The sequence below is a fragment of the Pseudomonas putida genome, from assembly GCF_004357765.1.
GTDB lineage: Bacteria > Pseudomonadota > Gammaproteobacteria > Pseudomonadales > Pseudomonadaceae > Aquipseudomonas > Aquipseudomonas putida_U.
This window is the reverse complement of sequence record NZ_SMTE01000005.1, coordinates 83,274-99,215: the sequence shown is the minus strand read 5'-3', so window position 1 is coordinate 99,215 and position 15,942 is coordinate 83,274. Positions and strand designations below refer to the sequence as shown.

Sequence of the window (15,942 nt, the reverse complement as noted above, 5' to 3'; positions counted from 1 at the left end):
AATCAGGCAGCGCGGTCGCGGTGCATAAGCTCAAGAATCAGCGCCTTCTCGTAACCGGGGACGAGACAGTTGCAGGTGTTGTTGATGCGGTCGGACTTCACGGCGACGCGAGCTTTTCGGAATTGATTGCGGTTCATGCTGTGTTCCTCCAGTGGATTCCCCCTGATGCGCACCGCTTGAGGCGCACCGGGGAACCGTCTGCTCAGTTGAAGTAACGCCGTTCCAGCGTGATCTTCTCCGCCTGCGGAACCGGCGAGATGTTGTACCGATAGGCATCGGTGGTCTCGTCGATCACGAAGTTGAAGCGGTGGGCAAGCTCGCGAAGTGCCTCAAGCGATATTGAGATGACCAAGCCGTTGAAGCTGGTCGAAACTGTGTCAATGCCAGAGGCCTTGAGCACGTGGCCTGGATTGCTGCTCCAGGCGCCGGTTACTTCCTCGATGCTGCCGTCGCGCATCTTGAACTTGCCGCCGCAAGCACCGCCGCTGCCAGCAGAGCAGTAATCGACAAGTCCTTCGCTCTGGGCCAGGTACAGCGATCCGAAGCGGTCATAGACCAGGCCGTCCTGAATCTCGTCGCGGACCTTCTGGTCGCCGCGAAGCCTCATGTTCCAGCGGCGGTTGTACCAACTCAGCTCAACGCTGGTTACGGCATCTACGATTTTCATGCGCTTTCTCCAGTTGATTTCCAATGCCGGCTCAGTGAACCGGCATCAGTAAATCGTTCTGTTCTCTCTCAGGCCCCGGTCGCTCACCCGGTATCGCGCTTCCTGCATCTGTCGAGGCATGCGCGCCGCTTGGATGCCGCTCTATTGCGGCACACCTGATCGCACCAGAGCCCTGCGGGGATGGTGGCCTGCTATGCCTGCAGGCTCGGCGGTCTTGGTTGTTAAAGAGCGGTGAGCCTTGAGGGCCTCCCGAGGGGCTGTGTAGCGCCTCGATGGATTCAACGATAAGCCAATGCCTAATTCTTGTAAATAGGTAATGCCTAACTTTTTCATATGTGCCTAATCCGCTATCCGGGCTTGCATCGTTCGATGGCTCGGGTAAGCTCTGCCTAATACTGGATGGATGTACAGTTAACGGAGGAAGGTATGGCCAAGCATAAGAAGTCGACCCCGCAAGCGCGCCAAGAGATGACCGGCCTGGAACGCCTGGGCCTGAGAGTCTCGTCGATGATCAATCACCCGATCGCCCAGGCTCAGCGATGGGTGACGATCCATCGTCTGGACACGGATGGAGACATGGAGTGGGAGGAGGTGATGGGCCTGTTGGCCGAAACGCCAGAGCTGGACCTGACGTTCAACGACGACGAGAGTGTGACAATTCGCTGGGAGCCGCAGAGCGTCGACGAACGTGACGATCTGATCGTGGAGAAGGATTGGGAGGAGGAGAAGCTGGAGGAGGAGGCGCCGTTCTGATGGGCGAAAGGTAGGGCGAACTGAAGTTGAGCGCGGCCCAAATGCCTGCGAGCAGTAGGGGGGGCTCGCAGGCATTCAGCAGTCAATTAGGCACTTGCGGTGCCTAGCGTAACCTCATTGCTCTCCAGAGGGAGTAAGCTGCTAAACCCATCTACCAAAGCTTGAAGCTCTTCGGGATAAGCCCGCGCCCAGATACTGATGAAAGCTTCTTTAACGCGGTTCTCAGGGATAAGGCCGAGCCGCTTTCCGATTTGCGAGTAAATAGTGTGCTTGTCTCGGTTAGTGTTTGCGACACTGCGAGTAACTTCTTCTACTAATCCAGATTTCTCGTATGGTTTCAGCAACGCTACTGCAAGCTCACCCGAGAACTCTTCAATTCGCCCCAGTACCCTGTTGAAAATATGGCGCTCAGGGGAATCACCTGGAAGCTTAAAAATCAGCTTCTGATAATCTTCTTTATATTTTGAGTCTCCATCGACGATGCATATGGATTTCTGCTGTGTTGCCGGGTTTATGATGTGGTCTAGGTGAACCCTTTGCGCAGTCCCATCTCCCTCCATGGGATGAATTCCAATCGCATCCAAGGCGATGCCGTCTACGTTTCGAAGAATCTCTTCGATCCATAGCTTTGCAAAGCGGTCTTCGCAGAAGATTGCTAGACGGGAATCCACAACGCCACTTATGGCGCGAAGAGAGGCGATATCAAGTTTGCCTTGATAAACTTTCCCACGAATGGCGGCCCAAATAGCTTTATCTGGAAGCGGTCGCAGTGCATCATTTGAATGACTTGTGAAAATGACTTGAATTTTTCGACGCTTCGCAAGGTCAATCAGATATTCTACTAGTCGGATTGTCGCCAAAGGGTGCAAGCCATTTTCGATTTCTTCGATCAGGACCAAGGATTGCTCTGCCATGGTTTCGAGAGCAACGACCATCCGAATAATACTGGATTCTCCTGCGCCGAAATGAAACTCGGAATACTTATCCCCACTCGGTGTTTGCCCAGCAAGCAATGTGACCTTACCCTTGGCGTCAACCTTTAGGAAGTTGAATTCGCTCACATCTTTGTCCAGTATCGTTGCCACAGCAGCGGCAGCTGACTGGGGGATGCTGGTGATGGCAGACGGCTGTACATCGAATTTCCGGGACATGCAGCGAGCGAGGTCAGGTCTCTCCGTTGCAGGAACTGTTCTCGAAACGCCGAAGACTCTAGTTGCCCTGTTCAAGGCCTCTCGACTCCAGCGCAAGTTAGTGAATGTTGCAGTCCGCTTTACGGAATCCTGTTGCTTTTCATCACGATCTATAACCTCATACTCAAATTTCCAGTTTTGCATGCTTTCATCAAATCGGCCGCTTTTGGAAAAGAAAAGTGATGGCTTGATGTTCTTGTAAGCAAGTGCAGCGGCACCGAGTAGAGTGCTCTTTCCGCCGCCATTCGGACCGATCAGTGCTGTAACTGGGAAGTCGAAAGTGAGTACAGTGTTTTCATAGCCTCTTGCTTTTTCAACAATTATTTTGTAGAGGTACTTGTGATAGTTTCTTTTTTGAACTTTTTCTAAAAGCTCTGCGATTTCGCTTTCTCTAATTTCGCTTTGAAACATGGTAACTTCCCTGTGCAGTGTTGGTATTTTTAATTTTATATGGTTGGATTAGTTAGTTATACGAGGTGAGCATTCCACACCAGCAGCACCCGGGCCTGGATGTAGGTCATGTCCCGTCGGATCAGCCGATCCTTGTGTCTTGTGTTATCCGAGATCATCTCGAAATGGTCCTCATCAGCCACTTGCAGGCGCTTGATGTAGAGGTGGTCATCCCAGAAGAACAGATAGATTCCGTCGCCCACGAACTCGCGGATGTTGATGTTCACGATCAGCGGGTCACGGTGCTTGATGGTGGGCTCCATTGACTGGCCCCAGCCCGTGACCACTTTCAGGTGGAAATGCTCTTCAAATTCAACGCCCAGCTCACGGAGATGGCTTGGACTGACGCGAATGTCCTTCAACATCTCCGGGTAGTCATGCGGGGTCTGGCCGCCGCCCATGGCGCCACGCACGTCGTAGTGGGCAATCCGAACTTCATCACCGACTAGACCTGGTCGGGAGAAATCGACGGTAATCACATTCCCCTCATCGGACGCTTCGGCGGCTGCCATCAACTGAGCGCGAGCTGCGTCAGAGAGGTTCTTTCCTTGCTTGGCCAGCATGTTGCGAACCATGTCCGCAGCTGAGGTTGGCTCCGAATCCTCGACGGGTTCTGGCATGACGTCCGGAAGGCTCTCATAAGAAAAGCCAGGACGGAGCCCCCAGTGCTCGGGGCCAACCACATCAGCGAAGTAGGCAATCACATCCATCAGCTTGGATTTGTCGATCCGGCCGTTTTTCACCCAGCCCTGTACCGACGGAGGCTTCACCTGGAAGTCGTCTGCGATTTTCTTTTTCGATACGCCCTTGGCGATCCGCGCGGCTTCAATGGCTGCGCCTAGTTCTGGTCCGGTAAGCATTGCCTAATTAGGCCTATCACGGCGGTGATTAGGCAATGGCTTGTAAGCAATAAGGTAATGCCTTATATTCACCGATAAATCTCCAGGAGAGAGCTCATGAAATCAGCAGAAGCAGCCAAAGAAGCATCCCGCGTGCTGGGCAGCCAGGCGGAATTGGCGCGCCGGCTGAATGTGGCGGCGCCGACCGTCAACCAATGGTGTTCAGGAGAGCGCACGGTCCCAGCCAAGCGCGCATTACAGATTGAAGCGCTTACGAATGGCGCTGTGAGTCGTGCCGACCTGTGTCCTTCGTTCCCGTGGAATCAGATCGACAGCAATCAGAGCCACGCGCTTTCAGCCGCATAACCCCCAACCAACCTGCAAGGAGCAGTGCCCGCATGTACGCCGACCAATCCCACAAGCGTGATACGCCTCGGAAGGTCCGTTTCAACAAGACCCTTGACCGCATCCTTGCCAGGGCAGCAGAGCGCGCCGAAGAGCAGCACGCCACCTACCTGTACCTGATGATCGAGTGGGCGGTAGAGAACGGTGCGATTGAGGCCTTGAGCAAGGACGACAAGCAGTCTAGCGCGGCCTAGAGGCCCTATGGAGGTCACGTGGCTGAAATCGACTACGAGCACCTGAGTGATGGTGCGAAGAGAAGGATTAGTGCTTTTGCCCTGAAGAAGGGCTTAAGCATTGACCAGGCGCTCGAGGCTGTAGCGATCGAGTTCTTGGCCATGGGCGGACCGGCTCGTCTCGGAAGGCCCAAAGCACAGGTAGTCCAATTGGTCCCGAAAGAGGGCCTCAAAAGTGACACCTGAAAACGCAGGCGCAAAAAAACCGGGTGGCCGCCCGGTTTCTTGTACTGCTTTCGTAACGCTTGTGTGAGGTCATCATATATGCACCAGACCATCCAAAGCAATACCGTGGCCCTCGCGCCACAAAATGCGAACCACGATTTCGTGGCGCGCACAGTAAACCTGTTCAATTTCGAGGGGTTCGACGTTCGTGTCGTGCTCGTTGATGGTGAGCCTTGGTTCTCTGCTCGTGATGTAGCTGAAGGCCTCGGCTACTCCAACCCACAGAAAGCAGTGCGCGACCACTGCAAAAGCCCGCGCCCGGTGGGGGTGAACGATTCGTTCACCCTTGGCCCATCGGCAAACATCATCCCCGAGCGTGACGTTTACCGTCTGGTGATGCGCTCCAAGCTGCCCCAGGCCGAACGCTTCGAAGAATGGGTGGTGAGCGAGGTTCTGCCCAACATCCGCAGAACCGGCGGATACACCGCCCCGGCCCAGCCCGCCGACCTCAGCAAGCTGGAAATCCTCCAGATGGCCCTGGAGTCGGAGAAAGCCCGCGTCCTGCTCACCGTCCAGGTCGAGGCCCAGGCCAAGAAAATCGACCACCTCGAGAACCTGTTCAAGGAAGGCATGAGCCACGTCCAGTTCTGCAAGGGCCTCAATGGGGTCAACGTGATGCAGGTCGGCCACTTCCTTGAGCGCCGCAACTGGCTCTACAACGAGAGCAAGTCCGGTACCCGCTACCGCGTGGCCGCCTATGCCCGCGACAAGTACATGACCGAGCACCAGCAGGAGATAACCCCGCACGGGAAAGAGGCGTTCATCAGCTACACGCCGATCCTCCTGCGCAAGGGCGCCGTGCGCCTGTACGAGCTCTACCTGGCCGGCGAGCTGCCCATGAAGAAGAACTGGGACGGCCTGCACACCCACGACAAGGCTGTGCGGGGTGCAGCATGAATCCGGCATTTCACACCGAAACGCACCGTGTCGCGCGCAAGCGTCACAGCTGCACCGAATGCCATGGCCACATCGAGCCAGGCGAGCGCTACGAATACGTCTCGGGGCTATGGGAGGGCGACGTGTCCACCTACAAGACCTGCGGCCACTGCGAAGCAGCGCGTGATTTCTACGTCAACGATCTCAACTCGACCGATTTCCGGGAGAGTGAGTGGGGCGCCTTCTGCTACGGCGATGTTTGCTGCGATCTGCAAGAGGCTGCGAGCGACATGCCATCAGGTTCCGGCCTGAAATTCCGGGCTTACCGGCACGTCGTGGGCATGCGTCGGCGTGGGAACGCTGCACGCGAGGAGCGGAATGCGGCGCTCATGCTTGTCTGCCAACAGCGGGATGCTGCCCCCTTGGAGCGTGCCCAGTGAGCGTTCAATCCATGTCCTGGGCCCTGGAGCAGCGCGACATCGTAGACGCTACTGCGCGTTACGTGTTGCTGGTCCTGGCCAACTATGCCGACAAGAACGGCCGAGGGGCTTTTCCGTCCTCCGCAAGCATAAGCGATGACACTGGTTTGTCCATCCGCACGGTGAAGTACAAGCTCGACCACCTACTGGAGATCGGTGTGATTCGCCTTGGGAATCAGGCAATTGCTGGCGCCTACATCGACCGTCACGACCGCCGCCCAACCGTCTATGACCTGTGCATTGAACGGGGTGCAACAGCTGCACCCGGTTCGGAACGGGGTGCAAATGACGACACAACGGGGTGCAGCTCACGACAGAACGGGGTGCAAACCACGACAGAACGGGGTGCAGGAGCTGCACCCAATCCATCAATAAACCATCAAGGAACCATCAAAGAACCGAAGGGGGCAGTCGCTGACGCTCCTGCGACTCCAAAGAAGGCTCCGAAGTTTGACCCGATGACTGCCAAGCCGGCCAACGTCAGCGACCAGATCTGGGCCGACTGGTGCCAGCACCGCAAGGAGATCGGCAAGCGACTGACCAAGACCTCCTGCGAGCGCCAGGCCGCCCAGCTGGCCAAGCACCACGCGCCCGACGCTGTGATCAACCAGTCGATCAGCAACGGCTGGACCGGCCTGTTCCCTGAAAAGGTGCTGCCGGGTGCGCAGCAGGGCCAGCGCCGCAGCGGTCCCGACTTCAACGACACCAGCTGGGCTGATGACCTGGGGGGCTTATGACCGCACAACCGAAACTGCGCAGCGTGACGCAGATCATGGCCACGGCCCGCAACCTGCCAGCCGAGGCGCAGACACCGGCGAAGCAGCTGGACCCTGGCACCACCGAAGTGGTCAACGCCCTGTTCAAGGAGCTGCAGGCCATCTTCCCGGCGTGGAAGCAGGCATGGCCGGATGACGAAGCCCTGAAGGCTGCCAAGCGCAGCTGGATCAAATCCTTCGTCGCCGCGGGCATCAACACGCTCGAGCAGATCCGCTTCGGCATCCAGAAGTGCCGGGTGCTGGGTACCGACTTCGCCCCGAGCAGCGGAAAGTTCATCAAGCTGTGCCAGCCAACCCCGGAGGAGATGGGCATTCCGCCGCTTGCGCGGGCCCTGGCAGAGGCGCTGGAGAACTTCCACCCCAGCCGTGCCGGTTCCCGCGCCTGGTCGCACGCAGCGGTGCGCCACGCAGCCCTGCAGTGCGAGGCGCAGAACCTGGGATCGATGGAGGTGGAGCGTGCCGAGAAGGTATTCGCCCGGGCCTACGACATCACGATCCGTATGCTGGTCGCCGGCGAGCCACTGGGCGACATCGCCACCGGCATCGGCCACGACAGCCAGAAGAGCCTGGTCGAACTGGCCGACGAGTACGCCGCCCAGAAGCAGGTCCGCCTGCTGGAAATCCAGCAGCTTCCAACCGGCGCTGCCGCGTGCCGTGCACACCTGCTGGCCAAGTTGAACATCAAGCGCGCCGGGCAGCCGGCCGGGGAGGGAGTGTGAGCACTGTTCGAGAAAATCTGATGAAGCAGCCCGGTTATGCCCCCTACTGCGGAGGAGCCATGGAAAAAGGGTCGACCTGCAGCATGCCGCGTACCAGCTGGGACGGTGAGCAGTTCAAGTGCTCATGTGGCTGGCGCTCGCAGTTCCCCGCCGACTTTATCGCTGAGTACAAGGCCAAGTGGCACGCGCAGGAGAAGCACTGATGGACACCAACAAGATGCGCGAGCAGTTCGAGACCTGGGCCCGCCAGCGGTACAACTGGCACCTGCAGGAAGATGCGCGCGACCCTGAAGACAAGACCCTTTCAAGCTGGGATGGCCATAAGTACGGAAATCGGGTGGTGGAGGGGATGTGGCAGGCCTGGCAGGCCTCCCGAGAGGCCGTGGTGGTGGAGCTGCCGAAGGTAGTTGGCTTCGAGGGCGCGTATGACTCGCACCGCCATCATGAATTCGTCCCGAGCATGAGCGACGTTGAGGATGCAGACGAGATATTCGGCCTGTGCCGCAGAGTTGAGGCCAAGGAAGCGATTGAGGCTCAGGGCCTGAAGGTGGCGCCATGAATGATCTTGCCATGTGGCTGGGCTATGCGGTCATGGCGTGCGCCGGAACTGCCTTCGTCGCCCTGGTGCTCTTCGCCCTGTCCTACGCCTGCGTCACGATCGTGAAAAAGTGGATCAAGGCCATGATGCGCGCCTACGACCTGAACACGCTGCGCAAGACCATGCGTCAGCTGGAAGCCGAAGGGAAGGTGAGCAAGAAGACGGGGGTGCGGCCATGACCGAGTTCGCCATCCGCAGCAGCCAAGACCTCAACCGCCTGTACGGTGCCCTGCACGCCATCGACCTGACCAAGCCTAAGGTGGTGGTCATCAAGGATGAGAAACGCCCGGACGTCTGCAACCGGAAGATGTGGGCAATGCTCCGCGACGTCTCCCAGCAGGTGGAGTGGTACGGCCGCAAGCTCACCGACGAAGACTGGAAGCACATTTTCAGCGCCGCGGTGCAGAAGCAGGACGCGGTACCGGGCATAGACGGTGGCTTCGTCGTCCTGGGCGTCTCGACCCGCAAGCAGTCGCAGAAGTGGTTCAGCGACCTGTTCGAAGTGATGCACGCCTTCGGGGCCGAGCATGGAGTGCGATGGACTGAACCTGATCGGTGGGGAGGGCGGTACTGATGCGCGTCGTATCCAAGAAGGTGCGCGAGAGCGCCCGCGGCCAGGACTGCACCGTCCGTATTCCTGGCATCTGCAACTTCAACCCGGAGACCACCGTGCTGGCCCACCTGCCTTGCGGGCAAAAGGGCATGGGCATGAAGGGCTTCGACACCGTGGCGGTATACGCCTGCAGCGCCTGTCACGACGTGCTCGATGGTCGGGGGAAGGGCGAAGTGGACTGGTCCGACATGCCCCGGGCAATCGCTGAGACTCATGAGGCCCTGATCCGGGCCGGCATTCTGACCATCAAGGGGGCTGCATGACGGACCTGACACTGCCGTGGCCGCCGGCCGCATGCAGCCCGAACGCCCGAGTGCACTGGACCAGGAAGAGCAAGGCGGCCAAGTCCTACCGGGCAGCCTGCCACCTGCTGGCGAAGCAGGCCGGTATCAAAGCGCCGGAAGGTGACGCGCTGCTCATGCTCGAGTTCGTGCCGCCCGATCGCCGCCGGCGCGACGACGACAACCTGCTGGCGATGTTCAAGGCGGGCCGTGACGGCCTGGCAGATGCCCTGGGCATCGACGACAACGTTTTCGCCACCCAGATCAGGGTGAGCAAGGAAACGATCAAGGGCGGCGCCGTGCGCGTCCGTATCCAAGCACAGGAGCAAGCAGCATGACACCAGCATGGGCATTTCTGATTTTGGCGGCGCTGATCGTTGTGTCGGGCGGGGCGATGTCCTGGGCCGGCGCGGTCCGCCGTAAGCGCTGCTACGAAGAATTTTTGCTGAAGAAGAACAATCGCATCCAGGGGGAACGACCATGAAAGTAATCAGCGCCCGCCAAGTTTGGCACGACGCACTGCACGAGAACCGCGCATCCGCCCTGGCCGTAGCCGCGGAGCAGGCAGCCTTGGGCAAGAAGGGTGGTTCCGGCGATGTGAAGATCATGGTCATGCTGGAAAACCACGACGGCCAGGAGGTGTGCAAGGTGTATGAGGTTCGGAAGGAAGGGGTGCAGGAGACTCGCCCGGGGCGCCGCCTCACAAACGACCGCTGCGCTCACATGCTGACCGCCGGCCTGGTGCTTCAGGCGATCGACTCCCTGCCAAAGTCGCTGCGTCACCTCGGGCACTTCCTGTACTCGCCCGTGGCCAGCGGAAACGACCTCAGTATTGCCCATGGCCTGGTATGGCTCGGGAGCGGTCTGGAAGCGCTCACAGACCGCAAGAAACAGCGAGCCTACTGGATGGCAATGGCAGCGCTCCAATCGCACAAGATCCTCGTGCACGACGGCGAGGCGATGGGGCCGGGGGCGGTATGCATGTTCGTCGAGGATCGCACTGGCGAGAAGATGAATCCTCAGAACTGGGCCAGGGACTGGCAAGAGGTATGGGATGCGCTCTGCGCCCAGGTCGACAAGCTCGACAAGCAGGCACTCAAGCCTGTTGCCCGGGTGGTGGAAAGGCTCCGTGAACGCAATGACGAGGCGCAGGAAATAGCCGCTTGACAGTTTGAGGAGTGATTTGGCACTATTTCGCCATCGTCATAATTTCGCCTATGGCGAAAACGTCCTGAACCCGGCCCCAAAAGCCGGGTTTTTATTGCCCGAAGAGGGCCTCAAGAGTCCTGCCACAAGCCCCCGAGCGAGGTCGGATAGAGATTTTTTTTTGTAACACGGAACGTTTTGATAGCACTATGATTCTGATAGGTTGCTAACTAAACAAACATGGAAGACCGTGATTATGAAAACCGTTCTAGCTGCTGCAGCGCTGTCCCTTGTCGCTGCGTCCGCCGGAGCAGCTGAGCTTTCCGGGGCGCTGGGTGCGACAAGTCAAGGTGGCATTACAGCGCGCGTAGGCGTTGGCTTTAACTGGGACAGAAGCTGGTTTGAGTCCAGCGCGGGCCGTCTAACCGGTTACTGGGATGCTGGGTATACCTATTGGGAGGCCGGAGATGCTTCCGGCGGCGCTCACTCGCTCTCATTCGCTCCTGTGTTCGTCTATGAGTTCGGTAGCGGCAATGTGAAGCCATTTGTTGAGGCGGGTATTGGCGTTGCGGTGTTTTCCGGCACCTCCGCGGGTGACCAGGACTTCGGCTCCGCCTTCAACTTCGAGGATCGCATCGGCGCTGGCCTCAAGATTGGCGAGACCCAGAAGGTGGGTATTCGAGCGGTCCATTACTCCAACGCAGGCATCAAGCAGCCGAACGACGGCATCGAGTCGTTCTCGCTGTTCTACAGCCACCAGATTTAACTATTTCTGCGTAGCTCCCTTGCCCGCCAAGTGCGGGCTTTTTGTTTCTTGAAGAGGGCTTAAAAAGGCCCCATCATTGCCTCGGTCTTTTTTGTTTTCCCGGTGGTCTGATATTTCACCCTATAGCCACTTTAGGGCGCATACTCACCTTAGCTCAGATTTTCTGAGTTAATGAGAGGTACTTATGTCTAGTGACATTGCCAGACCAGATGGATCTCCAGGGCTTGAATCGGAAGTTGAATCAGGTACAGAAAAGCTCGAGGTGTTGGACAAATCTAGCCCAGAGGATAGGGACGATTATATCGATCCCGACGCTACACCTGAACAAGAACCTGAGTCCCCTGAGCATCAAAAAGCTTCAAATATGGAGAAGTTCAGTAGTCAGAATACTGGTTGGACTTATCCTGGGCGCCGTTGGTAAACGCGCCCCACCACGTACGGCTCTTTCGCCACATACGCTCCTCGAGGCTGATGATCCACTGGGATACACCCCAGATGATGACGAGCCAGGCCTTGATAAAGGTCCGGAGAATGACCGGAGGCAGATGCGTACACATAATGGATCACTCGCTGAGTAATTCATTTAATTGAGCTCGGTTAACTGGGCTCATCAGAGGTTTATATGACGGATAAAACATCGCGCCAGGGTGAAAAAAGTTCTGACGCAAATACATCTCCCCAAGGCCCAAGGGCGGAGGGAAGTAAGGCTGCCAACACCGAGCGGGCTTCAAAGGCAGAGCTCTATAGTCGGCACGACAAGGTTGCTGAGAAAGATGTAAAAAATGATCCGAGAAAGTCGTGAAGTAGAACATTTGAGCTGATTGAAGCGCCCAACAAATTTGGGAAAGCGCTAATAAGTCATTAGCTAGCCGCCTTCGGGCGGTTTTTTGTTCAGGTGAACTGTCTTCCCATCAGATCAACGGATGTACGCTTACCATTCTGCGCCTCGGAACTTCCGGGGTTTGTCGTTATGTGCTGCTCCGCACGTTTGCCCGGTCCCTGAATAGGGCCTCAACGGGCCTTTCTTCTTGCCGCCCCTCAGGGGATATCGAGTATGTCCAACATGCCAGACAAACCAGACACCTGGGCGATTGCTCTTGCGTGGTTGAGCCAGCATTCGCCCCTCCTGTACGCGGCAGGCCTTTCCTGCGCCATGGCTGTACTGCGAATCACCTACGGAGGTGGCACCCGTCGCCAGATGTTGGTCGAGGGTGCAATATGCGGCGGCCTGACCCTGACGATCATCAGCGGCCTGGAGTTCTTCGGTCTGCCGCAGAGCATGTCCACGTTTGTAGGTGGATGGGTCGGCTTCTTGGGGGTGGAGAAGGTACGCAACATTGCCGACCGCGTCACTGACTTCAAGCTGCCGGCCCGCAAGGCTGATTGATCCGCGCCACAAAATAGAGATGCGCTGTTTCGTGGCGCGGGAGTAGCCATGAGCAACGTCACCCGAATTCGCCATGAGCTTCCGGTAAGCACGGATATCGTCCATGCGGTGGCAGAGTTCGATGCCGCTCTGGTGAAAGCCATTGATGCAGCCAAGGATGCCGGGCTGCCGCAGGGACTGCTGGTCGGCCTGTTGCACGGCCACGCCCACGCTGAATCACACAAGATGGTGGCCAAATGAACGTGGTTGAGCTGAAACGGCGGGAGCGAGAGGAGCCGCACGCCTCCGGCGAGTGCATCTGCGCGAACTGTCAGCATGAATGGGTAGCGGCTGCACCGGTAGGTATCACGCAGATGGAGTGTCCGGAGTGCGGTACCCATCGCGGCGCCTTCAAGTATCCATTTGGTCCGCGGCCAGGTGACGAGGCATTCCACTGCAACTGCGGTAGCGAAACATTCTTCATCATGCGCAAGCCAGGCCAAGCCAGCGGCGCGGTCCACTGCCGCGGCTGTGGTGTAGAGGCGACCGGCTGGTTGAAGTAGGTATCCTATGACAACGAAGCAACCCGACTGGGAGGCGATGGAACGAGCCTACCGGATCGGGTCGCCCAATGCTGCATGAGCGTGCTCACGCTCAGACCAGCATCATATTCATGATTAACGCTTCAATGCAGTGGATTGATCTGTTGGCACCGGCTACCTTGATGCTTCACGCAAGGAGTCCGGACATGGCAGATAAATATGTTGGAAGAATAGTTGGGCTTGGCACGGATAATGTCGAGTACGTCATCTACATCTACCAAGACGAGACGGTCGAGCGCTCTTCGAGCGGCATGGTTCGACATGAAGGCTTGAAGCATTTCGAAGTGCAAATGGGTGGTGCCGTGAACAAGATCTCCGAAACGGAGTACGAGATCGTTGCTACTGGAGTGAGGGTCACTGTGCATGATGATAAGAGCTAATCGGGTCGGCCTCTCGTGCGAGCGCTTGAAATGGAATGCCGCATGGCAGCCAGATGGAGCAATCACCATGCATAGCTTGCGTTGAGCCAATCGCCTTTCGGCTGGTACTCCCTCCTGCACTGAATAGACTCCTGCCGTCCCGGCACCGCAACATAATTTCAAACACAAGGTGACCTATGGATAGGCCGTATCCTCCATCGTCACTGCTTGAACTGTCCGAGCTATCCGACTTCGGTATCCGCTTGGCTCCTGCCCCTGAAATATGGGATTGGCTTAAGGCCGAGATTCTTGCCGACACCGGCAGCATCCATAATCCGGAGCACGCCCACCTGATTGATGCCAGCATCGGCGTGCTGTGGGCGTCCAGCGGGTTCGCCAAGCAGGGGCGGGTCGTCCTTGGCCAGGCCGAGCAGCTGATGTTCCGCGCCGGCGGATGGCAGAAGGCCCGGCAAGAGCAGCAGATGCGGCAGTGGTTCGGTGAGGAGCCGACCTACCTCATCACTCTGGCTGCCGACTACTGCGCCCAGTGCTCCGACGCTGAGTTCTGCGCCCTGGTCGAGCATGAGCTGTACCACATCGCCCAGGCGACCGATGACTGCGGCGCACCCAAGTTCACCCAGGATGGGCTGCCCAAGCTCTACCTGCGCGGACATGACGTCGAAGAGTTCGTCGGCGTGGTCAAGCGCTACGGTGCCAGCGAAGACGTACAGCAGCTGATCGACGCTGCAAGCCGGCCGCCTGAGGTGGCCAAGATCAACATTTCGAGGGCCTGCGGAACCTGTCTGCTCAAGTCTGCCTGACCCCTGACAGACCTAAGACGGATTTGAGCCTATGGCAGCCCTGAACACCGAGGTGAAGGCCTTCATCGTTCAGGCCTTGGCCTGTTTCGATACCCCAGCGCAGGTTGCAGCCTCTGTCCGAGAAGAATTCGGCATAGAGGTGAGTCGCCAGCAGTGCGAATCGCATGACCCCACAAAGCGCTCTGGGAAGGATCTGGCCAAGCGGTGGGTGACACTGTTCGAAGACACACGCGCGCGATTCCGTGAAGAGACGGCTGAGATCCCGATCGCCAACCGCGCCTATCGCCTCCGGGCGCTGGGCAGGATGGTCGAGAAGGTCGAAGGCATGCGGAACTATGGCCTTGCCCTCCAGATTCTGGAGCAAGCGGCAAAGGAGGTCGGCGATGTCTACGTGAACCGCCAGACCAAGAACGAGAATCCCCACGACAACGTGCCGCCCACCCGGGTGCAGGTTGATGTGGTGGATGCGAGGAAGCCTGATGCCGTCACTTAACGTGCCCCAGGCGAGCTTCCTCCGGATGGAGAACAAGTTCCGCGGCTTCGTTGCCGGGTTCGGCTCGGGCAAGACCTGGGTAGGCTGCGCGGCGCTGTGCAAGCACGTCTGGGAGTGGCCTCGGATCGACTCCGGCTACTTCGCCCCGACCTATCCGCAGATTCGCGACATCTTCTTCCCGACCATCGAGGAAGTCGCCTTCGACTGGGGCCTGAAGGTCAAGACGAAGGAGAGTGACAAGGAGGTCGAGTTCTACAGCGGCGGCCAGTACCGCAGCACGACCATCTGCCGCTCAATGGAGAAGCCGCAGACCATCGTTGGCTTCAAGATCGGGCACGCCCTGGTCGACGAGCTCGATGTTCTGCCCGCGCTGAAGGCCGAGCACGCCTGGCGCAAGATCATTGCTCGGATGCGGTACAACGTGCCCGGGCTGAAGAACGGCGTTGATGTGACGACGACCCCAGAGGGATTCAAGTTCGTCTACCAGCAGTTCGTGAAGCAGCTGCGTGAGAAGCCAGCGCTTCAGGGCATGTACGGCCTGGTGCAAGCCAGCACGTTCGACAACGAGCTGAACCTGCCGCCCGACTACATCCCGTCGCTGATGGAGTCGTACCCGGCCCAGCTGATCCTGGCCTACCTAAACGGCCAGTTCGTCAACCTGAACTCCGGGTCGATCTACCACGCGTACGACCGGAAGCTGAACTCCTGCTTCGACACCGTAGAGCCTGGAGAGCCCCTGTTCATCGGCATGGACTTCAACGTCGGTAAGATGGCGGCGATAGTCCATGTCAAACGGCCTGACGGAAAGCCCAGGGCGGTAGATGAGCTGATCGATGGCTTCGATACCCCGGACATGATCCGGCGCATCAAGGAGCGCTACTGGCGGCACAACGGCAGGGACTACGAGAAGACCTGCGAGATCAGGATCTATCCCGACGCCTCGGGAGGGTCGCGCAAGTCGGTGAACGCCAGTGAGACGGACATCGCCATTCTGCGCCAGGCTGGGTTCAGCGTCATCGCTCCCGACGCCAACCCGCCGGTAAAGGACCGCATCAACGCCATGAACGCGATGTTCTGCAACGCGAATGGCGAGCGGCGTTACCTGATCAACCCGCTGCGCTGCCCCACCTATGCAGATGGCCTGGAGCAGCAGGTATGGGCGGCCAACGGCGAGCCCGACAAGAAGTCCGGCGTGGACCACGCGAACGACGCGGGTGGCTACTTCATCCACCACGACTACCCAATTGAACGACCGGTCTTCACGACCCAATCCCTGAGAATGTGA

At 58.3% G+C, this 15,942-nt stretch carries 28 protein-coding genes and 1 pseudogene; 25 read left to right on the top strand and 4 right to left on the bottom strand.

Annotated elements, in window-relative coordinates; genetic code table 11:
* Window positions 1-2 precede the first annotated feature (2 nt).
* Together E2H86_RS26395 and E2H86_RS08865 are read right to left on the bottom strand one after the other, a co-directional pair.
* Entirely contained in the window at window positions 3-137 is a 135-nt protein-coding gene (locus E2H86_RS26395; protein ID WP_306767644.1) for a hypothetical protein, read from the bottom strand.
* A gap of 65 nt (window positions 138-202) precedes the next feature.
* Window positions 203-667 (bottom strand): hypothetical protein, encoded by a 465-nt coding sequence (locus E2H86_RS08865; RefSeq protein ID WP_133326792.1) that lies wholly within the window; start codon window positions 665-667, stop codon window positions 203-205.
* A gap of 426 nt (window positions 668-1,093) precedes the next feature.
* Between E2H86_RS08865 and E2H86_RS08860 the strand changes: the two genes are divergently transcribed.
* Entirely contained in the window at window positions 1,094-1,420 is a 327-nt protein-coding gene (locus E2H86_RS08860; RefSeq protein WP_133326790.1) for a DUF1654 domain-containing protein, read from the top strand.
* An 86-nt stretch (window positions 1,421-1,506) separates the two neighbouring features.
* Here the strand turns inward: E2H86_RS08860 and E2H86_RS08855 are convergent, their stop codons facing one another.
* A complete protein-coding gene (locus tag E2H86_RS08855) occupies window positions 1,507-3,021 on the bottom strand; it encodes an ATP-dependent nuclease (RefSeq protein ID WP_133326788.1) in 1,515 nt (504 codons plus the stop codon).
* A gap of 56 nt (window positions 3,022-3,077) precedes the next feature.
* Entirely contained in the window at window positions 3,078-3,920 is an 843-nt protein-coding gene (locus E2H86_RS08850; RefSeq protein ID WP_133326786.1) for a S24 family peptidase, read from the bottom strand.
* A 96-nt stretch (window positions 3,921-4,016) separates the two neighbouring features.
* Here E2H86_RS08850 and E2H86_RS08845 point away from each other — a divergent pair, with 96 nt between their 5' ends.
* The 24 genes and pseudogenes from E2H86_RS08845 to E2H86_RS08735 all read left to right on the top strand — a co-directional run bounded on the left by E2H86_RS08845 (window position 4,017) and on the right by E2H86_RS08735 (window position 15,942).
* Complete coding sequence (locus E2H86_RS08845; RefSeq protein WP_133326784.1) at window positions 4,017-4,265, top strand: transcriptional regulator; 249 nt, start codon at window positions 4,017-4,019, stop codon at window positions 4,263-4,265.
* Between the two features lie 32 nt (window positions 4,266-4,297).
* Window positions 4,298-4,498 (top strand): hypothetical protein, encoded by a 201-nt coding sequence (locus E2H86_RS08840; RefSeq protein ID WP_103444649.1) that lies wholly within the window; start codon window positions 4,298-4,300, stop codon window positions 4,496-4,498.
* Between the two features lie 18 nt (window positions 4,499-4,516).
* Window positions 4,517-4,723: a hypothetical protein gene (locus E2H86_RS08835; protein WP_103444648.1), complete on the top strand. Its 207-nt coding sequence runs from the start codon at window positions 4,517-4,519 to the stop codon at window positions 4,721-4,723.
* Window positions 4,724-4,801: 78 nt separating this feature from the next.
* Window positions 4,802-5,659 carry a BRO-N domain-containing protein gene (locus tag E2H86_RS08830; protein ID WP_133326782.1) on the top strand — a complete coding sequence of 286 codons (858 nt, stop codon included), beginning with the start codon at window positions 4,802-4,804 and terminating at the stop codon, window positions 5,657-5,659.
* Window positions 5,656-6,078, top strand: coding sequence for a hypothetical protein (locus tag E2H86_RS08825; RefSeq protein WP_133326780.1), 423 nt, complete (start codon window positions 5,656-5,658; stop codon window positions 6,076-6,078). The genes E2H86_RS08830 and E2H86_RS08825 overlap by 4 nt, the downstream gene beginning before the upstream one ends.
* 11 nt (window positions 6,079-6,089) lie before the next feature.
* Window positions 6,090-6,203: pseudogene (locus tag E2H86_RS26195) on the top strand (helix-turn-helix domain-containing protein); the annotation flags it as partial.
* A gap of 372 nt (window positions 6,204-6,575) precedes the next feature.
* Window positions 6,576-6,854: a hypothetical protein gene (locus E2H86_RS26190; protein WP_243744039.1), complete on the top strand. Its 279-nt coding sequence runs from the start codon at window positions 6,576-6,578 to the stop codon at window positions 6,852-6,854.
* Window positions 6,851-7,612, top strand: a complete 762-nt coding sequence (locus tag E2H86_RS08815; RefSeq protein WP_133326776.1) for a replication protein P — start codon at window positions 6,851-6,853, stop codon at window positions 7,610-7,612. The genes E2H86_RS26190 and E2H86_RS08815 overlap by 4 nt, the downstream gene beginning before the upstream one ends.
* 20 nt (window positions 7,613-7,632) lie before the next feature.
* Window positions 7,633-7,815 carry a hypothetical protein gene (locus E2H86_RS08810; RefSeq protein WP_133326774.1) on the top strand — a complete coding sequence of 61 codons (183 nt, stop codon included), beginning with the start codon at window positions 7,633-7,635 and terminating at the stop codon, window positions 7,813-7,815.
* Entirely contained in the window at window positions 7,815-8,171 is a 357-nt protein-coding gene (locus tag E2H86_RS08805; protein WP_133326772.1) for a hypothetical protein, read from the top strand. The genes E2H86_RS08810 and E2H86_RS08805 overlap by 1 nt, the downstream gene beginning before the upstream one ends.
* Window positions 8,168-8,389, top strand: coding sequence for a hypothetical protein (locus tag E2H86_RS08800; protein ID WP_133326770.1), 222 nt, complete (start codon window positions 8,168-8,170; stop codon window positions 8,387-8,389). The genes E2H86_RS08805 and E2H86_RS08800 overlap by 4 nt, the downstream gene beginning before the upstream one ends.
* Window positions 8,386-8,784: a recombination protein NinB gene (locus E2H86_RS08795; protein WP_016487776.1), complete on the top strand. Its 399-nt coding sequence runs from the start codon at window positions 8,386-8,388 to the stop codon at window positions 8,782-8,784. Before E2H86_RS08800 ends, E2H86_RS08795 begins: the two co-directional genes overlap by 4 nt.
* Complete coding sequence (locus tag E2H86_RS08790; RefSeq protein WP_061302584.1) at window positions 8,784-9,086, top strand: nuclease domain-containing protein; 303 nt, start codon at window positions 8,784-8,786, stop codon at window positions 9,084-9,086. Before E2H86_RS08795 ends, E2H86_RS08790 begins: the two co-directional genes overlap by 1 nt.
* The gene (locus E2H86_RS08785; RefSeq protein ID WP_133326767.1) at window positions 9,083-9,442 is read left to right on the top strand and encodes an endodeoxyribonuclease RusA; all 360 of its coding nucleotides are present in this window, start codon (window positions 9,083-9,085) and stop codon (window positions 9,440-9,442) included. The genes E2H86_RS08790 and E2H86_RS08785 overlap by 4 nt, the downstream gene beginning before the upstream one ends.
* Window positions 9,439-9,588: a hypothetical protein gene (locus E2H86_RS25935; protein ID WP_165976048.1), complete on the top strand. Its 150-nt coding sequence runs from the start codon at window positions 9,439-9,441 to the stop codon at window positions 9,586-9,588. The genes E2H86_RS08785 and E2H86_RS25935 overlap by 4 nt, the downstream gene beginning before the upstream one ends.
* The gene (locus E2H86_RS08780; RefSeq protein WP_133326765.1) at window positions 9,585-10,271 is read left to right on the top strand and encodes a hypothetical protein; all 687 of its coding nucleotides are present in this window, start codon (window positions 9,585-9,587) and stop codon (window positions 10,269-10,271) included. The genes E2H86_RS25935 and E2H86_RS08780 overlap by 4 nt, the downstream gene beginning before the upstream one ends.
* Window positions 10,272-10,506: 235 nt before the next feature.
* The gene (locus E2H86_RS08775) at window positions 10,507-11,016 is read left to right on the top strand and encodes an acyloxyacyl hydrolase (protein WP_133326763.1); all 510 of its coding nucleotides are present in this window, start codon (window positions 10,507-10,509) and stop codon (window positions 11,014-11,016) included.
* A gap of 1,054 nt (window positions 11,017-12,070) precedes the next feature.
* Window positions 12,071-12,403 carry a phage holin, lambda family gene (locus E2H86_RS08765; protein ID WP_054830717.1) on the top strand — a complete coding sequence of 111 codons (333 nt, stop codon included), beginning with the start codon at window positions 12,071-12,073 and terminating at the stop codon, window positions 12,401-12,403.
* Between the two features lie 48 nt (window positions 12,404-12,451).
* Window positions 12,452-12,643 (top strand): hypothetical protein, encoded by a 192-nt coding sequence (locus E2H86_RS08760; RefSeq protein WP_133326759.1) that lies wholly within the window; start codon window positions 12,452-12,454, stop codon window positions 12,641-12,643.
* Entirely contained in the window at window positions 12,640-12,945 is a 306-nt protein-coding gene (locus tag E2H86_RS08755; RefSeq protein WP_133326757.1) for a hypothetical protein, read from the top strand. Before E2H86_RS08760 ends, E2H86_RS08755 begins: the two co-directional genes overlap by 4 nt.
* A gap of 185 nt (window positions 12,946-13,130) precedes the next feature.
* Window positions 13,131-13,364 carry a hypothetical protein gene (locus E2H86_RS08750; protein WP_133326755.1) on the top strand — a complete coding sequence of 78 codons (234 nt, stop codon included), beginning with the start codon at window positions 13,131-13,133 and terminating at the stop codon, window positions 13,362-13,364.
* Window positions 13,365-13,540: 176 nt separating this feature from the next.
* Window positions 13,541-14,164 (top strand): putative metallopeptidase, encoded by a 624-nt coding sequence (locus tag E2H86_RS08745; RefSeq protein WP_133326753.1) that lies wholly within the window; start codon window positions 13,541-13,543, stop codon window positions 14,162-14,164.
* Window positions 14,165-14,195: 31 nt separating this feature from the next.
* A complete protein-coding gene (locus E2H86_RS08740) occupies window positions 14,196-14,657 on the top strand; it encodes a DUF2280 domain-containing protein (RefSeq protein ID WP_133326751.1) in 462 nt (153 codons plus the stop codon).
* On the top strand, window positions 14,644-15,942 hold the full coding sequence (locus tag E2H86_RS08735) for a terminase large subunit domain-containing protein (protein ID WP_044047016.1): 1,299 nt from the start codon (window positions 14,644-14,646) through the stop codon (window positions 15,940-15,942). Before E2H86_RS08740 ends, E2H86_RS08735 begins: the two co-directional genes overlap by 14 nt.

Bases quoted from the DNA above. Each gene is read 5' to 3' on its own strand.
- E2H86_RS08795 (WP_016487776.1), top strand. From the start codon at position 8,386: ATGACCGAGTTCGCCATCCGCAGCAGCCAAGACCTCAACCGCCTGTAC.
- E2H86_RS08865 (WP_133326792.1), bottom strand. From the start codon at position 667: ATGAAAATCGTAGATGCCGTAACCAGCGTTGAGCTGAGTTGGTACAAC.
- E2H86_RS08790 (WP_061302584.1), top strand. From the start codon at position 8,784: ATGCGCGTCGTATCCAAGAAGGTGCGCGAGAGCGCCCGCGGCCAGGAC.
- E2H86_RS08830 (WP_133326782.1), top strand. From the start codon at position 4,802: ATGCACCAGACCATCCAAAGCAATACCGTGGCCCTCGCGCCACAAAAT.
- E2H86_RS08755 (WP_133326757.1), top strand. From the start codon at position 12,640: ATGAACGTGGTTGAGCTGAAACGGCGGGAGCGAGAGGAGCCGCACGCC.
- E2H86_RS08785 (WP_133326767.1), top strand. From the start codon at position 9,083: ATGACGGACCTGACACTGCCGTGGCCGCCGGCCGCATGCAGCCCGAAC.
- E2H86_RS08775 (WP_133326763.1), top strand. From the start codon at position 10,507: ATGAAAACCGTTCTAGCTGCTGCAGCGCTGTCCCTTGTCGCTGCGTCC.
- E2H86_RS08855 (WP_133326788.1), bottom strand. From the start codon at position 3,021: ATGTTTCAAAGCGAAATTAGAGAAAGCGAAATCGCAGAGCTTTTAGAA.
- E2H86_RS08750 (WP_133326755.1), top strand. From the start codon at position 13,131: ATGGCAGATAAATATGTTGGAAGAATAGTTGGGCTTGGCACGGATAAT.
- E2H86_RS08805 (WP_133326772.1), top strand. From the start codon at position 7,815: ATGGACACCAACAAGATGCGCGAGCAGTTCGAGACCTGGGCCCGCCAG.
- E2H86_RS08735 (WP_044047016.1), top strand. From the start codon at position 14,644: ATGCCGTCACTTAACGTGCCCCAGGCGAGCTTCCTCCGGATGGAGAAC.
- E2H86_RS08765 (WP_054830717.1), top strand. From the start codon at position 12,071: ATGTCCAACATGCCAGACAAACCAGACACCTGGGCGATTGCTCTTGCG.
- E2H86_RS26395 (WP_306767644.1), bottom strand. From the start codon at position 137: ATGAACCGCAATCAATTCCGAAAAGCTCGCGTCGCCGTGAAGTCCGAC.
- E2H86_RS08860 (WP_133326790.1), top strand. From the start codon at position 1,094: ATGGCCAAGCATAAGAAGTCGACCCCGCAAGCGCGCCAAGAGATGACC.
- E2H86_RS08840 (WP_103444649.1), top strand. From the start codon at position 4,298: ATGTACGCCGACCAATCCCACAAGCGTGATACGCCTCGGAAGGTCCGT.
- E2H86_RS08845 (WP_133326784.1), top strand. From the start codon at position 4,017: ATGAAATCAGCAGAAGCAGCCAAAGAAGCATCCCGCGTGCTGGGCAGC.
- E2H86_RS08815 (WP_133326776.1), top strand. From the start codon at position 6,851: ATGACCGCACAACCGAAACTGCGCAGCGTGACGCAGATCATGGCCACG.
- E2H86_RS08780 (WP_133326765.1), top strand. From the start codon at position 9,585: ATGAAAGTAATCAGCGCCCGCCAAGTTTGGCACGACGCACTGCACGAG.
- E2H86_RS08800 (WP_133326770.1), top strand. From the start codon at position 8,168: ATGAATGATCTTGCCATGTGGCTGGGCTATGCGGTCATGGCGTGCGCC.
- E2H86_RS08825 (WP_133326780.1), top strand. From the start codon at position 5,656: ATGAATCCGGCATTTCACACCGAAACGCACCGTGTCGCGCGCAAGCGT.
- E2H86_RS25935 (WP_165976048.1), top strand. From the start codon at position 9,439: ATGACACCAGCATGGGCATTTCTGATTTTGGCGGCGCTGATCGTTGTG.
- E2H86_RS08850 (WP_133326786.1), bottom strand. From the start codon at position 3,920: ATGCTTACCGGACCAGAACTAGGCGCAGCCATTGAAGCCGCGCGGATC.
- E2H86_RS08760 (WP_133326759.1), top strand. From the start codon at position 12,452: ATGAGCAACGTCACCCGAATTCGCCATGAGCTTCCGGTAAGCACGGAT.
- E2H86_RS08740 (WP_133326751.1), top strand. From the start codon at position 14,196: ATGGCAGCCCTGAACACCGAGGTGAAGGCCTTCATCGTTCAGGCCTTG.
- E2H86_RS26190 (WP_243744039.1), top strand. From the start codon at position 6,576: ATGACTGCCAAGCCGGCCAACGTCAGCGACCAGATCTGGGCCGACTGG.
- E2H86_RS08810 (WP_133326774.1), top strand. From the start codon at position 7,633: ATGAAGCAGCCCGGTTATGCCCCCTACTGCGGAGGAGCCATGGAAAAA.
- E2H86_RS08745 (WP_133326753.1), top strand. From the start codon at position 13,541: ATGGATAGGCCGTATCCTCCATCGTCACTGCTTGAACTGTCCGAGCTA.